The organism is Geobacillus sp. LEMMY01 (assembly GCF_002042905.1).
Lineage (GTDB): Bacteria > Bacillota > Bacilli > Bacillales > Anoxybacillaceae > Geobacillus > Geobacillus proteiniphilus.
The window spans coordinates 46,023-60,452 of sequence record NZ_MVKA01000002.1 but is presented as its reverse complement, the minus strand read 5'-3'; the positions used below and the strand labels follow the sequence as shown (position 1 = coordinate 60,452).

Below are 14,430 nucleotides of genomic sequence, written 5' to 3'. Positions count from 1 at the left end.
TTGGTGGATCGGTAGAATGATCAGCAACGGCCGTTGGCGTGCCGGCCCGCCGGAAGCGAAACGAACGGAACGCGGATTGGGCCAAAAGATCAAGACGAATTGGCTTCGTAAGGAAAAGTGGAGCGGCGTGACCAAAGGTGACTTTGACAACGGATATGTCGGAAGGAGGGCTGCCCTCGCCGCAGGGTTGCCCTCTTTTGCTTTTTTCGGCAAATGGGTAGCATAAACCCCGACAATTTGTTTATAATGAATGGTATGTATTCCACACTTGCATTCATTGGTTTCATTATATAGAAGGGGAGTGCTGAACTTGAGCCTGCAGCAGCAATACTCTCAAGAGGAATTGCAGGAAATGTCGTTCGTCGAGCTGGCGAACCTTATTTTGCTTGACAAGCGGGAGGCGCTGCCGTTTGATCAACTCGTCCGTGAAGCAGCAGCGCTGGCTGGCATATCGGAAGAAGAGATGGAGGCGCGGCTGGCCCAATATTACACCGATTTAAACATCGACGGCCGGTTTATTTGCGTTGGAGAAAACGTCTGGGGATTGCGCGCATGGTATCCGTTCGACCAGACAGAAGACGAAACGGTGACGATCGTCAAGCCGAAGAAGAAAAAAGCGCTTGATGATGAATACGATGAATACGATGAGTTGCTTGACGAAGAAGATCTCGATTACGACGATTTGGATGAATATGATGAGGAAGAGCTCGAGCTTGATGAAGACGAGCTCTTGGAAGATGAAGAATTCGATTTGGACGAAGATGTCGCGTTTGACGACGACCTCCTTGGCGATGAAGAGTTTGAGCTCGACGATGCACCGCTCGATGAAGAACTTGATCTCGAAGAGCCGGAGGAAGACGAATAACCGCTTGACTTTGCCAGGGGAACCCGGTACAATGTGTGTTGGGCTCTTGAAAACGAACAAATGGATCGCTCCCTTACGTACGGTAAGCGGAGCGTTTTTTATTTGCGCCTTTCGCAAACACTGAAACTGTTACCGCAATTTCGGCAAGGGGGAAGACAAAATGACGAAATACATTTTTGTGACAGGCGGCGTTGTTTCCTCGCTCGGAAAAGGGATTACGGCGGCTTCGCTCGGGCGTTTGTTGAAAAACCGCGGGTTGAACGTGACGATTCAAAAGTTTGACCCATACATCAACATCGACCCAGGGACGATGAGCCCGTACCAGCACGGCGAGGTGTTCGTCACCGACGACGGGGCGGAAACGGATTTGGACTTGGGGCATTATGAACGATTCATTGATATTAATTTGAACAAATACAGCAACGTGACGACAGGAAAAATTTATTCCGCCGTCATCCGCAAAGAGCGGCGCGGCGATTACTTGGGCGGCACGGTGCAAGTCATCCCGCACATTACCAACGAAATTAAAGAGCGCGTCTTCCGTGCCGGAAGAGAGACGAACGCCGATGTCGTCATTACGGAAATCGGCGGCACGGTCGGCGATATTGAATCGCTTCCGTTTTTAGAAGCCATCCGCCAAATCAAAAGCGATGTCGGCCGCGAAAACGTCATGTACATCCATTGCACGCTCGTGCCGTACATCAAGGCTGCTGGGGAAATGAAAACGAAGCCGACGCAGCATAGCGTGAAAGAATTGCGCAGCCTCGGCATTCAGCCGAACGTCATCGTCGTGCGCACGGAAATGCCGATGCCGCAAGAAATGAAAGAAAAAATCGCCCTCTTTTGCGACATTGACCCGAGAGCGGTCATTGAATCGCGCGATGCGGATACGCTGTATGCGGTCCCGCTTATGCTTCAAGAACAAAAGCTGGACCAAATCGTGTGCGAACATTTGCGCCTCAACTGCCGCGAAGCGGATATGACCGAATGGAAGGCGCTCGTCGAGAAAGTGCGCAACTTATCGAAAACGACGAAAATCGCTTTGGTTGGCAAATACGTCGAGCTTCCGGACGCTTACATTTCCGTGGTCGAAGCGCTTCGCCATGCCGGCTATGCGTTTGATACGGATATTGACATTCAATGGGTGAATGCGGAGCACGTGACGCGCGACAATGCAGCGGAGTTGCTGAAAGAAGCGGACGGCATTTTGGTTCCGGGCGGGTTCGGCGACCGCGGGGTCGAAGGGAAGATTGAGGCGATCCGCTACGCCCGCGAGCAGCGCGTGCCGTTTTTGGGCATTTGCTTAGGAATGCAGCTCGCCTCGATTGAATTTGCTCGCCATGTTGTCGGGTTGTCCGGCGCCCATTCGTCCGAGTTTGACCCGAACACGCCGCATCCGATCATCGACTTGCTTCCGGAACAAAAGGATGTCGAAGATTTAGGCGGCACGCTCCGCCTCGGCTTGTATCCGTGCAAGCTACAGGAAGGAACGCTTGCTTACGCCGCCTACGGCGATGAAGTCATTTACGAGCGCCATCGCCATCGGTACGAATTCAACAACCAATACCGGCCGATCATGGAAGAGCACGGCTTCGTCTTTTCCGGCACGAGCCCGGACGGACGGTTGGTTGAAGTGATCGAACTCAGGGACCATCCGTGGTTCGTCGCCGCGCAATTTCATCCGGAATTCACCTCGCGCCCGACGCGGCCGCAGCCGCTGTTCCGCGAGTTTGTCAGAGCGTCGCTGAAACAGTGACGAAAAAGGGGCTGTCCCAAAAAGCCGCCGAACGGCCTTTTGGGTTCAGCCCCCTTTCTTTTTTTCAAGCACGATGCTCGTTTGGCTAGGCACGGCTTCTCTTCTTCTTTGCCTTCAGCCGGCGGGAGAGGCTCGTTTGGATGGCGGCCGTTACTCATATTCCGCCAAAATTTCATCGAGCAACACACGCAGCCCGTAGTAGACAAAGGAAGCCGTGATGATCGTCGGCATGCCGATGCGGCGGCCGTCTTCGGTCGGCACGAGCGGGCGGGAAAGTTTGCTGTCGATAAAGACGGCGGCCATATCGGCCAGTCCGGGTTCATCCTTGACGAGCGCCGCGACGGCGACTGCATCGACGCCGTGCTTCTGCAGCTGTTCGACAAGGCGAATGGCCTCAGGATCATTGGAAAAGCGGGCAAACAAAAGCGCTCGGTCCGTCTCCTGCCAGTCATCGGTTGCTGTCGGCTCAAGCCGTTTGGCTTTTGGCAGCGGATCGGGGCCAAGAAGCGCGGCGGTGACGACCGCATCGAGTTCGCCTATGCCATACAGCCAAATGCATCCATCGCCGATGGCGGCCTGAGCGAGCAGACGCGCCCCGTCTTCGAGCGCCAGCTCCTCGTCCGCGGCGATTTTTTGCAACAATCCGATCGTTTGCGTCGTCAAAATTTTCACGGTTCGGCCTCCCTTCGCCGCTATTATACAAAATCGGCAAACAACAAGAAAAGCAAGCAGGAAATGGGTTTGCCAAATGCGAAACATTAATAGGGAGAAAACAGGGAATAGAGGTGCATAACGGTGGGAAACAAAATTTTGATTGTCGACGACCAGTATGGCATCCGCATTTTGCTCAATGAAGTGTTTCAGCGGGAAGGGTATGTAACGTATCAAGCAGCCAACGGCATGCAGGCGCTCGAAATCGCCCGCAAACATCACCCCAATCTTGTGCTTCTTGATATGAAAATTCCTGGCATGGACGGCATTGAAATTTTAAAACGGTTAAAAGACATCGATCCGGATATTAAGGTGATCATCATGACCGCCTACGGGGAGCTTGATATGATTCAAGAAACGAAAGAGCTCGGGGCGCTTATGCATTTTGCCAAGCCGTTTGATATTGACGATTTGCGCGCTGCCGTCAAAAAATACATTACTGCCTAGACGGCGCCATCGATGGGCGGCTTTCCTTTGGCAAAGAAAGTGCATCGATGGACATTGATGACGCTGTCGTCTTTAGGAGAATAAAGGATGGAAATGTTGCTGTTTTGCCGGCAAGTTGGTATGCTTATAACGTAGATGGATTTTGCGCCTGTGGGCCCAGTCATCGCCAAGGCGACAAAGACGACGATCAGCTAAGGAGGATGTAACCATGCCGTTAGTATCGATGAAAGAGATGCTCAACGAGGCGCTGCGCGGCAAATACGCGGTCGGTCAATTTAACATTAACAACTTGGAGTGGACGCAAGCCATTTTAGCGGCGGCCGAAGAGGAAAAATCGCCGGTCATTCTTGGTGTCTCCGAAGGGGCGGCTCGCTATATGAGCGGATTCAAAACGGTCGTCAACATGGTCAAAGGCTTAATGGAAGACATGAACATCACCGTTCCGGTCGCCATCCATCTCGACCATGGATCGAGCTTTGAAAAATGCAAAGCGGCGATTGACGCCGGGTTCACCTCGGTTATGATTGACGCCTCTCACCATCCATTTGAAGAAAACGTCCGCATCACCTCGCAAGTCGTTGAATATGCTCATGCGCGCGGCGTTTCGGTCGAAGCGGAGCTCGGCATCGTCGGCGGGCAGGAAGACGACGTCGTCGGCGAAGGAATCATTTACGCCGACCCGAAAGAGTGCGAAGAGCTGGTCAAACGGACAGGCGTCGACTGTCTCGCTCCGGCGCTCGGTTCTGTGCACGGCCCATACAAAGGAGAGCCGAAGCTCGGATTTGCCGAAATGGAACAAATCCGCGACTTAACCGGCGTTCCGCTTGTGCTTCACGGCGGCACCGGCATTCCGACCGAGCAAATTCAGCGCGCTATTTCCCTTGGCACATCGAAAATCAATGTCAATACGGAAAATCAAATGGCGTTTACGAAAGTCGTCCGCGAGCTGCTTGCCAAAGACCCGAACGTATACGACCCGCGCAAAATCATCGGCCCGGGCCGCGACGCCATCAAAGCGACGGTCATTGGCAAAATGCGCGAGTTCGGCTCGTCTGGAAAAGCGGTGCGATAACGAGCGGGATCAACGCAGCGGCTCAGCAGGCGGCGTTTGGCCGCCGCACGGCCGTCTTTGCATGTGCAACGAATAACAAGGAGGGTCAACCGTGAAATTTTTCATCGACACTGCCAACTTGGAAGAAATCAAACACGCCCATGAACTCGGCATTTTGGCCGGAGTGACGACCAACCCGAGCCTTGTGGCGAAGGAGAACGTATCGTTCCATGATCGGTTGCGCGAAATTACATCGATCGTTTCCGGTTCGGTGAGCGCCGAAGTCATTTCGACCGACGCTGCCGGCATGATCGCTGAAGGCGAAGAGCTGGCGAAAATCGCTCCGAACATTACGATCAAAGTGCCGATGACGCCGGAAGGCTTAAAAGCAGTCAAGGCGTTCAGCGAAAAAGGGATTCAAACGAACGTGACGCTTGTGTTCACCGCCAACCAGGCGCTCTTGGCCGCACGCGCCGGCGCGACGTACGTCTCTCCGTTCCTCGGCCGCCTCGATGACATCGGCCATAACGGTTTAGAGCTCATTTCCACCATCGCTGAGATTTTCAACATTCATGGCATTGAAACGGAAATCATCGCCGCTTCGATCCGCCATCCGCACCACGTGACGGAAGCGGCGCTGCGCGGGGCGCATATTGCCACGGTTCCGTACAAGGTGCTTATGCAATTGTTCAACCATCCGCTGACCGATCAAGGAATTGAGAAGTTTCTCGCCGACTGGAATCGGCAAAAATGAAAGTAAGCCGTTTGCCTCTTGGGTGAAGCGGGCTCGCTCTGCCGCGTTCAGGCCGGAAGTGATGAGCCCGCCCGGCTTTGCTTTTTCGTCCCAGGGGTGAAGCCAACTTCCGAGCAAAGAAGGGAGACGACGATGGATAAAATGAAAATTATCGGCGGAGATCGGCTGCGGGGAACGATCAAAGTGAGCGGTGCGAAAAACAGCGCGGTCGCTTTGATTCCTGCAGCGATTTTGGCCGATTCGCCGGTGACGATCGAGGGGTTGCCGGACATTTCCGACGTGCACATTTTAGGAAGCTTGATCGAAGAAATCGGCGGCTCGTTTTCGTTTGACGGCAAAGAGGCGGTCATCGACCCAACGAATATGGTGTCCATGCCGCTTCCAAATGGGAAGGTGAAAAAGCTGCGCGCCTCCTACTATTTGATGGGGGCGATGCTTGGCCGCTTCAAAAGAGCGGTTGTCGGCTTGCCGGGCGGATGTCATCTCGGTCCGCGCCCGATTGACCAGCATATCAAAGGGTTTGAGGCGCTGGGAGCCACCGTAACGAACGAGCAGGGCGCCATTTACTTGCGCGCGGAGGAACTGCGCGGAGCCCGCATTTTTTTGGACGTCGTCAGCGTCGGCGCGACGATCAACATCATGCTGGCGGCGGTGCGCGCCAAAGGGCGGACGATTATCGAAAATGCGGCGAAAGAGCCGGAAATCATCGATGTAGCGACATTGCTTTCGAATATGGGCGCGAAAATCAAAGGAGCCGGCACCGATGTGATCCGCATTGACGGCGTCGAAAAATTATCGGGCTGCCGCCATGCCATCATCCCGGATCGGATCGAAGCCGGGACGTACATGATCGCCGCCGCGGCCACCAATGGCGAAGTCGTCGTCGACAACGTCATCCCGCAGCACGTTGAATCGCTGACGGCCAAATTGCGCGAAATGGGGGTGCGCGTGGAGACGGGGGAAGATCAAATTCTCGTCTGCGGCACCGACGTTTTGAAAGCGGTTGACGTCAAGACGCTCGTCTATCCGGGCTTCCCAACTGATCTGCAGCAGCCGTTTACCGCGCTGCTGACAAAAGCCAACGGCACAAGCGTCGTCACCGACACGATTTACAGCGCCCGCTTCAAGCATGTCGATGAATTGCGGCGCATGAACGCCAATGTAAAAGTCGAAGGCCGCTCAGCCATCGTCACCGGCCCCGTCAAACTGCAAGGGGCGAAAGTGAAGGCGAGCGATTTGCGCGCCGGGGCGGCGCTTGTCATTGCCGGGCTGATGGCTGAAGGAGTGACGGAGATCACCGGCGTCGAGCATATCGACCGCGGCTACAGCAACCTCGTCGAAAAACTGTCTGACATCGGCGCCACCATTTGGCGCGAAAAAATGACCGATGAAGAAATCGAGCAAGTGAAAAACGCGTAACGTCCAGTCGACAAAGGGGAAGGGGAGAACGACGATGGAACGAAGCTTATCGATGGAACTCGTGCGCGTCACCGAAGCGGCGGCGCTTGCCGCCGCCCGCTGGATGGGGCGCGGGAAAAAGAATGAGGCTGATGACGCCGCGACGTCGGCGATGCGCGACGTGTTTGACACCGTGCCGATGAAAGGCACCGTCGTCATCGGCGAAGGGGAAATGGACGAAGCGCCGATGCTGTATATCGGGGAAAAGCTCGGCAACGGCTATGGCCCGCGCGTCGATGTCGCTGTCGACCCGCTTGAAGGGACGAACATCGTCGCTTCCGGGGGATGGAACGCCTTGGCTGTCGTCGCTGTCGCTGACCACGGTCATCTGCTTCACGCGCCGGACATGTACATGGAGAAAATCGCCGTCGGGCCGGAAGCGGTCGGGATGATTGACATTGAGGCGCCGATCATCGACAATTTAAAGGCGGTGGCGAAGGCGAAAAACAAAGATATTGAAGACGTCGTCGCGGTTGTTCTCAACCGTCCGCGCCATGAGCGTCTCATTCATGAGCTGCGTGAAGCCGGCGCCCGCATTAAGCTCATCAATGACGGCGATGTCGCCGCCGCCATTAACACGGCGTTTGACCATACCGGCGTTGACATTTTGTTCGGCTCGGGCGGCGCGCCGGAAGGAGTGCTCGCCGCGGTCGCGTTGAAATGCCTTGGTGGCGAACTGCAAGGGAAGCTGCTGCCGCAAAACGACGATGAAGTCGAGCGGTGCAAACAAATGGGCATTGACGTCAACAAAGTGCTGCGCATGGACGATTTGGTGAAAGGAGACGACGCGATTTTTGCCGCCACCGGCGTCACCGACGGCGAGCTGTTGCGCGGCGTGCGGCTGAAAGGGGCGTACGGCCTCACCCACTCCGTCGTCATGCGGGCCAAGTCCGGCACGGTCCGCTTCATCGAAGGGCGGCACAGTTTGAAGAAAAAACCGAACTTAGTCATCAAATGATATCCTACCATCCGGCCGGGCGCCGGAGCCGCGCCTGGCTCGGAAAAACAAAAAAATATTGATTAAAAAGAAGAAAAAAGGGTAAAATAGTCGTGTTGCTTATGCAAAAATAAGCTCTGCCATTCTACTTCTTTATTTCATTTCAGCCTTCATCATCTTCGAAATGAATCCCTTCGCCTGTCGAATTGATGACCAATACGTCCGAACACGAACGATGGGAGAATAGGAAAATTTGCAAAGTGTGGTGTCAAGATGGAATTAACGTTAGCAGCACTAGAAAACATGAAATTGAAGGAGCTGTATGAGCTCGCCAAGCAATACAAAATTTCATACTACAGCAAGTTGACGAAAAAGGAGCTTATTTTTGCGATTTTGAAAGCGCGTGCCGAACAAGACGGCCTCTTTTTCATGGAAGGCATCCTCGAAATCATTCCGTCGGAAGGATTCGGCTTTTTGCGCCCGATCAACTATTCCCCGAGCTCGGAAGACATTTACATTTCCGCTTCCCAAATCCGCCGTTTTGATTTGCGCAACGGGGATAAAGTATCCGGCAAAGTGCGGCCGCCGAAAGAAAATGAACGCTACTTCGGCTTGCTTCATGTCGAAGCGGTCAACGGCGAAGACCCGGAAGTCGCCAAGGAGCGCGTTCACTTTCCAGCGTTGACGCCGCTTTACCCGAATCGGCAAATGAAGCTGGAGACAACGCCGGACAAGCTGTCGACCCGCATCATCGACTTGATCGCTCCCGTCGGCTTTGGCCAGCGCGGGTTGATCGTCGCGCCGCCGAAAGCTGGCAAGACGATGCTGCTGAAGGAAATTGCCAACAGCATCACCACAAACCACCCGGATGTCGAGTTGATCGTCTTGCTCATTGACGAACGGCCGGAAGAAGTGACCGACATCGAGCGGTCGGTGCAAGGCGATGTCGTCAGCTCGACGTTTGATGAGGTGCCGGAAAACCATATTAAAGTGGCCGAGCTTGTCTTAGAACGGGCGATGCGATTAGTTGAGCATAAGCGTGACGTCGTCATTTTAATGGACAGCATCACCCGCCTCGCCCGGGCGTACAACTTGGTCATTCCGCCGAGCGGACGCACGCTCTCAGGAGGGATCGACCCAGCGGCGTTTCATCGCCCGAAGCGGTTTTTCGGCGCGGCGCGCAACATCGAAGAAGGCGGCAGCTTGACGATTTTGGCGACCGCCCTCATTGACACCGGGTCGCGCATGGATGACGTCATTTACGAGGAATTTAAAGGCACCGGCAACATGGAGCTCCATCTTGACCGCTCGCTCGCCGAGCGCCGCATTTTTCCGGCGATTGACATTCGCCGCTCGGGAACGCGCAAAGAGGAGCTGCTCATCCCGAAAGAACATTTGGAAAAGCTGTGGGCGATCCGCAAAACGATGGCCGATTCGCCCGACTTTATCGAGCGGTTTTTGAACAAATTGCGCCGGACGAAGTCAAACGAAGAGTTTTTCGCCTTGCTCGATCAGGAGTGGAAACAGGGCGGCCCGCCCCGTCTGTAGGCAGTTGGCGGAATTTGCCGCGAATCGCCCGTTGCAAACTGACAGAAAAGCTGTTATAATCTTAACATGTGTGTTTTGGCTATCGCCTTTTGGTTTGTGCGATCCGTGATTTGCACCGGCTGGGTTCGCTTCGGTGGAGCCCCAGCTGTTCCATGCGCTGCGCCTTGCCAAACGGGCGGGCGCGCATAAGCATGAAGCGTTCCATGCTACGAATCACTCTGTTTCGATAAGATACAGGGCGGAAGGAGATGAAAACGATGAAACAAGGCATCCATCCAGAGTACAAAAAAGTCATCGTCCGTTGCGCATGCGGCAACGAATTCGAAAGCGGTTCGGTCAAAGACGAGCTGCGCGTGGAGATTTGCTCGGAATGCCATCCGTTCTTCACGGGCAAACAAAAATTTGTTACGGCAGCGGGCCGCGTGGATAAATTCAATAAAAAATACGGCCTTAAGTAACAAGGACGTGACGAAAGCAGGCAAGCGAAACTTGCCTGCTTTTTCGTGAGAGCAGATGGAAGGCCGGTTGCTTATCAAGCTGATCCCGCTGATCGTTGCGATGGCAGACGGCAAGGAGCGGCCGATGGTTTGAGGACAGTGTTGTGTGAAAGGAGAGGCCCCGATGTACGTGATGACGCAGTCCGGCTGGCTTGAGCTCATTTGTGGATGCATGTTTTCCGGCAAATCAGAAGAATTGATTCGCCGCGTCCGCCGCGCTCAGTTTGCCAAGCAGGAAGTGAAAGTGTTCAAACCGACGATCGACAATCGTTATAGCGAAGACGCAGTCGTGTCGCACAACGGCAATTCGGTGATCGCCATTCCGGTCGCGACGCCGGCGGAAATGTTCCGCTACATTTCCGCCGCCACCGACGTCGTCGCCATCGATGAAATACAGTTTTTTTCCGACGACATCATCGATGTGGTGCAAACGCTCGCTGATTGCGGCTACCGCGTCATCGCCGCGGGGCTCGACCAAGATTTTCGCGGCGAACCGTTTGGCCCCGTGCCGGCGCTGATGGCGATCGCGGAGTCGGTGACGAAGCTGCAGGCGGTTTGCACGGTATGCGGTTCCCCGGCCAGCCGGACGCAGCGGCTCATTAACGGTGCGCCCGCCTCTTATGACGATCCGGTGATTCTCGTCGGCGCCAGTGAAGCGTATGAGCCGCGCTGCCGCCATCACCACGAGGTGCCCGGCAAACCGAAAAAGCGGTACAACCGCCCGCTTGCTGGACATACGGGTGAGTGACGGTGAGGCGATCATCGATGTTGTTCGATCGTTTACAATCTCCCACCTCTACGCGTTTGCGTAGGTGAGAGAGCGTTCAAGGCTTACTACGTATCATCAATGGCGGTCATGGACATCCTAACAGCTAAGGAGGCGAAAAAGGATGAGACGCATCTGGCTGTTAGGAATGATCTTACTGCTTTCGGCCTGTTCGTTGAATCCGGATCATCCGTCCTACCGCCAGCAAAGCGAGGACAAAAACGGCGCGCGGCTGATGACGGACGGGCGGCCGAAAATCGACGCCGACCGCGACTTGTACAACAACTTCGACGATCCGGAAAAGGTGCGGCAAAACCCGAATTTTATCAGCTTGACCGAAGGAAGCGAAAACCAGCGCGCCGATACGCGCAAGGCAGCGCAACTCATTGAGCGGTACACCGATTACCACGCCGACTCCATCTGGTTTCACGGCGGCAATATGTATGTGACGGTCGATGTGCCGGAAGAGCTGTCTGACGAGGAGCGGCAGCGCGAGGCGCAACGCATTGACAAGCTGCTGACAAAAGCGATCCCGACATACGAGATCATCGTGCGCGTCAACTGAGAGCTCCCGCTTGCCAAAAGCGGGGGTTTTTGTTTGGCTTCATTTCATGCTATAATCTAAAATTAGACTGTGTGGGAAAAACAGAGGTGAATGATGTGTTTGACCGGTTGGAAGCTGTGGAGCAACGGTATGAAAAGCTCAATGAACTGTTGATGGACCCCGATGTCATCAACGATCCGAAAAAGCTGCGCGATTATTCCAAAGAGCAGGCGGATTTGGAAGAAACGGTGCAAACGTACCGCGAATACAAATCGGTTCGCGAGCAGCTGGCCGAAGCGAAAGCGATGCTCGAAGAAAAGCTGGAGCCGGAGCTGCGCGAGATGGTGAAAGAGGAAATCGGCGAACTGGAAGAACGGGAAGAGGCGCTCGTTGAAAAGCTGAAAGTGTTGCTCTTGCCGAAAGATCCGAACGATGAGAAAAACGTCATTATGGAAATCCGCGCGGCCGCCGGCGGCGAAGAGGCGGCGCTATTTGCCGGCGACTTGTACCGGATGTATACGCGCTATGCGGAATCGCAAGGGTGGAAGACGGAAGTGATCGAAGCGAGCCCGACCGGCCTCGGCGGCTATAAAGAAATCATTTTTATGATCAACGGCAAAGGGGCGTATTCAAAACTGAAGTTTGAAAACGGCGCGCACCGCGTCCAGCGCGTCCCGGAAACGGAGTCAGGCGGGCGCATCCATACGTCGACGGCGACGGTCGCCTGCCTGCCGGAGATGGAAGAAATCGAAGTCGAAATCAATGAAAAAGACATTCGCGTCGACACGTTCGCCTCAAGCGGACCGGGCGGGCAAAGCGTCAACACGACGATGTCGGCCGTGCGCCTCACCCATATTCCGACCGGCATTGTCGTCACGTGCCAAGACGAAAAATCGCAAATCAAAAACAAAGAAAAAGCGATGAAAGTATTGCGCGCCCGCATTTACGATAAATACCAGCAAGAAGCGCGCGCTGAATACGACCAAACGCGCAAGCAAGCTGTCGGCACCGGCGATCGTTCTGAACGCATTCGCACGTACAACTTCCCGCAAAACCGCGTCACCGACCACCGCATCGGACTGACGATCCAAAAGCTCGATCAAGTGCTCGATGGGCATTTGGATGAAATCATCGAGGCGCTCATTTTGGACGACCAAGCGAAAAAATTGGAGCAAGCGAACGATGCGTCGTAACGTACATGAAGTCCTCGCCTGGGCTTCTTCTTTTTTGCGCGCCCACGGAAAAGAGGAGCGGGCGGCGGAGTGGCTATTGTGCCACCATTTGCGCACCGATCGGGCCGGGCTGTTCGCCCGCTGGCGCGAGCCGGTCGACGAAGCGGTATATGAACGGTTTGCGGCCGATGTGCGCCGCCATGCGGTGGACCATGTGCCGATTCAATATTTGATCGGCTATGAATCGTTTTACGGCCGGCCGTTTCTTGTCAACCGCCATGTGTTAATCCCGCGCCCGGAAACGGAAGAACTTGTGCTTGGCGTCCTAAAGCGGGTGCCGCGCCTATTTGCTGGTCGGAAGCGGATCGATGTCGTTGACGTCGGCACTGGCAGCGGGGCGATCGCCGTGACATTGGCGCTGGAGAACAAAGCGCTGTCCGTGACGGCAATCGACATTTCCACAGAAGCGCTCGCGGTCGCCCGTGAAAACGCCCGGCGGCTCGGGGCGAACGTTTCATTTTTGTGCGGCGATTTGCTGCAGCCGTTCATTGTCATGGGGCGGACGGTCGATGTCGTCGTTTCCAATCCGCCGTACATTCCAGAGACGGACGCCGCTATGCTTTCCCCGGTCGTCAAAAACTATGAGCCGCACACGGCGCTCTTTGGCGGCCGCGACGGGCTTGATTTTTACCGCCGCTTCGCCCGCGAGCTGCCGCTTGTGCTCGGTGCGCCGGCGCTTGCCGCTTTTGAAGTCGGCGCCGGGCAAGGGGAAGCAGTGGCGGCGCTCTTGGCCGCAGCGTTTCCAGAAGCCGAAGTGGAAGTTGATTTTGACCTCAACGGCAAAGACCGGATGGTGTACATGACGCGGCCGAAAAACGGGAAAAAGTGTTAGATTGATAGGTTTAAAAACGAGCGGCGCCGTCCACAATGAAAGGTGAAAGGACGGTGCCGATGATGACCATCAAAGGAAATGCCATTGCTATATGTTTATATATCATTCTATTAACGACAGGCGTACTCGTCGAGCTGTACGGCCACAAGACGGACGCCGGGGCGAACGCGGCGGTCGCCATCCCTGATGAGGCAATCCGCCTGCGCATTTTAGCCAACAGCGACGCCGATGAAGACCAACAATTGAAGCGAAAAGTGCGTGATGCGGTCAATGCGCAAATCAACGGCTGGGTGGCCGAACTCACTTCGTTTGAGGAAGCAAAGCGCGTCATTCGCTCCCACCTGCCGGACATCGAGCAGACGGTCGCCCGCGTGTTGCGCGATGAACAAAGCGATCAAACGTACAAAGTGGAGTTTGGCCCGGTTCATTTTCCGACGAAAGTGTACGGCAACTACGTATATCCGGCTGGCATCTATGATGCCGTGCTGATCACGCTTGGGGAAGGAAAAGGAGCAAACTGGTGGTGTGTTCTGTTCCCGCCGCTTTGTTTTCTCGATTTTTCCAACAGCGATGCGGTGATGATGGCGGCGAACCGATCGCCTGCAGGAACGAATGAACCGGTGTCGGCTGAGAGCGTCCGGTCAATGGAAGCCGGGTCGAAGCAAAACAGCGAGTCGGCCGAAGCGGAAGCTGAGGCGATGCGAAGCGGCGAGCGGGTCGCCGAACCGGATGAATCGAAAGAGGAGAGGACCGCAATGGTGGAAACCGAAGATCGCGCCGCTTCTTCCGCCCATGCGGATGGCGAGAAGGACAAAGGGCACACTGATGATCAAGAATCGTCCTTCGCCGTCATGGTCGAGCCGGAACAGCCGGTGGAAGTAAAATTTTTCTTCAAAGAGTGGCTCAGCCATCTCATTCCATAAGCATCTATCCACAAAGTTATCCACAAAAATAACAAGTTTATTCACAATTTGTGTATAACTGTGGAAAGGCGTCGGGCGGCGGATCTGACGCTTGTAAAAAAAGCCGCCA

At 55.0% G+C, this 14,430-nt stretch carries 15 protein-coding genes; 14 read left to right on the top strand and 1 reads right to left on the bottom strand.

What is annotated here, in order from left to right:
- Window positions 1-310 precede the first annotated feature (310 nt).
- Complete coding sequence (gene rpoE / locus B1A75_RS01915; RefSeq protein ID WP_074042869.1) at window positions 311-865, top strand: DNA-directed RNA polymerase subunit delta; 555 nt, start codon at window positions 311-313, stop codon at window positions 863-865.
- 160 nt (window positions 866-1,025) lie between these two features.
- On the top strand, window positions 1,026-2,621 hold the full coding sequence (locus B1A75_RS01910; RefSeq protein ID WP_079935640.1) for a CTP synthase: 1,596 nt from the start codon (window positions 1,026-1,028) through the stop codon (window positions 2,619-2,621).
- Window positions 2,622-2,771: 150 nt separating this feature from the next.
- Here B1A75_RS01910 and B1A75_RS01905 read toward each other — a convergent pair whose 3' ends face one another.
- On the bottom strand, window positions 2,772-3,293 hold the full coding sequence (locus B1A75_RS01905; protein WP_074042867.1) for a DUF2529 domain-containing protein: 522 nt from the start codon (window positions 3,291-3,293) through the stop codon (window positions 2,772-2,774).
- A 123-nt stretch (window positions 3,294-3,416) separates the two neighbouring features.
- Between B1A75_RS01905 and B1A75_RS01900 the strand changes: the two genes are divergently transcribed.
- The 12 genes from B1A75_RS01900 (at window position 3,417) to spoIIR (ending at window position 14,321) form a co-directional block, all read left to right on the top strand.
- Window positions 3,417-3,779 carry a response regulator gene (locus tag B1A75_RS01900; RefSeq protein WP_074042866.1) on the top strand — a complete coding sequence of 121 codons (363 nt, stop codon included), beginning with the start codon at window positions 3,417-3,419 and terminating at the stop codon, window positions 3,777-3,779.
- 208 nt (window positions 3,780-3,987) lie between these two features.
- Window positions 3,988-4,851 (top strand): class II fructose-bisphosphate aldolase, encoded by an 864-nt coding sequence (locus B1A75_RS01895; protein WP_074042865.1) that lies wholly within the window; start codon window positions 3,988-3,990, stop codon window positions 4,849-4,851.
- Between the two features lie 91 nt (window positions 4,852-4,942).
- Window positions 4,943-5,584, top strand: coding sequence for a fructose-6-phosphate aldolase (gene fsa / locus B1A75_RS01890; protein ID WP_011232852.1), 642 nt, complete (start codon window positions 4,943-4,945; stop codon window positions 5,582-5,584).
- Window positions 5,585-5,716: 132 nt separating this feature from the next.
- The gene (locus tag B1A75_RS01885) at window positions 5,717-7,003 is read left to right on the top strand and encodes a UDP-N-acetylglucosamine 1-carboxyvinyltransferase (protein WP_011232851.1); all 1,287 of its coding nucleotides are present in this window, start codon (window positions 5,717-5,719) and stop codon (window positions 7,001-7,003) included.
- A 34-nt stretch (window positions 7,004-7,037) separates the two neighbouring features.
- A complete protein-coding gene (gene glpX / locus B1A75_RS01880; protein ID WP_011232850.1) occupies window positions 7,038-8,000 on the top strand; it encodes a class II fructose-bisphosphatase in 963 nt (320 codons plus the stop codon).
- 252 nt (window positions 8,001-8,252) lie between these two features.
- Window positions 8,253-9,527 (top strand): transcription termination factor Rho, encoded by a 1,275-nt coding sequence (rho, locus tag B1A75_RS01875; RefSeq protein ID WP_011232849.1) that lies wholly within the window; start codon window positions 8,253-8,255, stop codon window positions 9,525-9,527.
- Window positions 9,528-9,784: 257 nt separating this feature from the next.
- Window positions 9,785-9,985, top strand: coding sequence for a 50S ribosomal protein L31 (gene rpmE, locus B1A75_RS01870; protein WP_011232848.1), 201 nt, complete (start codon window positions 9,785-9,787; stop codon window positions 9,983-9,985).
- Between the two features lie 163 nt (window positions 9,986-10,148).
- Window positions 10,149-10,772 (top strand): thymidine kinase, encoded by a 624-nt coding sequence (locus B1A75_RS01865; protein WP_014196962.1) that lies wholly within the window; start codon window positions 10,149-10,151, stop codon window positions 10,770-10,772.
- Between the two features lie 142 nt (window positions 10,773-10,914).
- The gene (locus B1A75_RS01860) at window positions 10,915-11,355 is read left to right on the top strand and encodes a hypothetical protein (protein WP_074042861.1); all 441 of its coding nucleotides are present in this window, start codon (window positions 10,915-10,917) and stop codon (window positions 11,353-11,355) included.
- A gap of 95 nt (window positions 11,356-11,450) precedes the next feature.
- Window positions 11,451-12,527 carry a peptide chain release factor 1 gene (prfA, locus tag B1A75_RS01855; protein ID WP_011232845.1) on the top strand — a complete coding sequence of 359 codons (1,077 nt, stop codon included), beginning with the start codon at window positions 11,451-11,453 and terminating at the stop codon, window positions 12,525-12,527.
- The gene (gene prmC, locus B1A75_RS01850) at window positions 12,517-13,398 is read left to right on the top strand and encodes a peptide chain release factor N(5)-glutamine methyltransferase (protein WP_074042860.1); all 882 of its coding nucleotides are present in this window, start codon (window positions 12,517-12,519) and stop codon (window positions 13,396-13,398) included. Before prfA ends, prmC begins: the two co-directional genes overlap by 11 nt.
- A 59-nt stretch (window positions 13,399-13,457) precedes the next feature.
- Window positions 13,458-14,321, top strand: coding sequence for a stage II sporulation protein R (spoIIR, locus tag B1A75_RS01845; RefSeq protein ID WP_074042950.1), 864 nt, complete (start codon window positions 13,458-13,460; stop codon window positions 14,319-14,321).
- Window positions 14,322-14,430 lie beyond the last annotated feature (109 nt).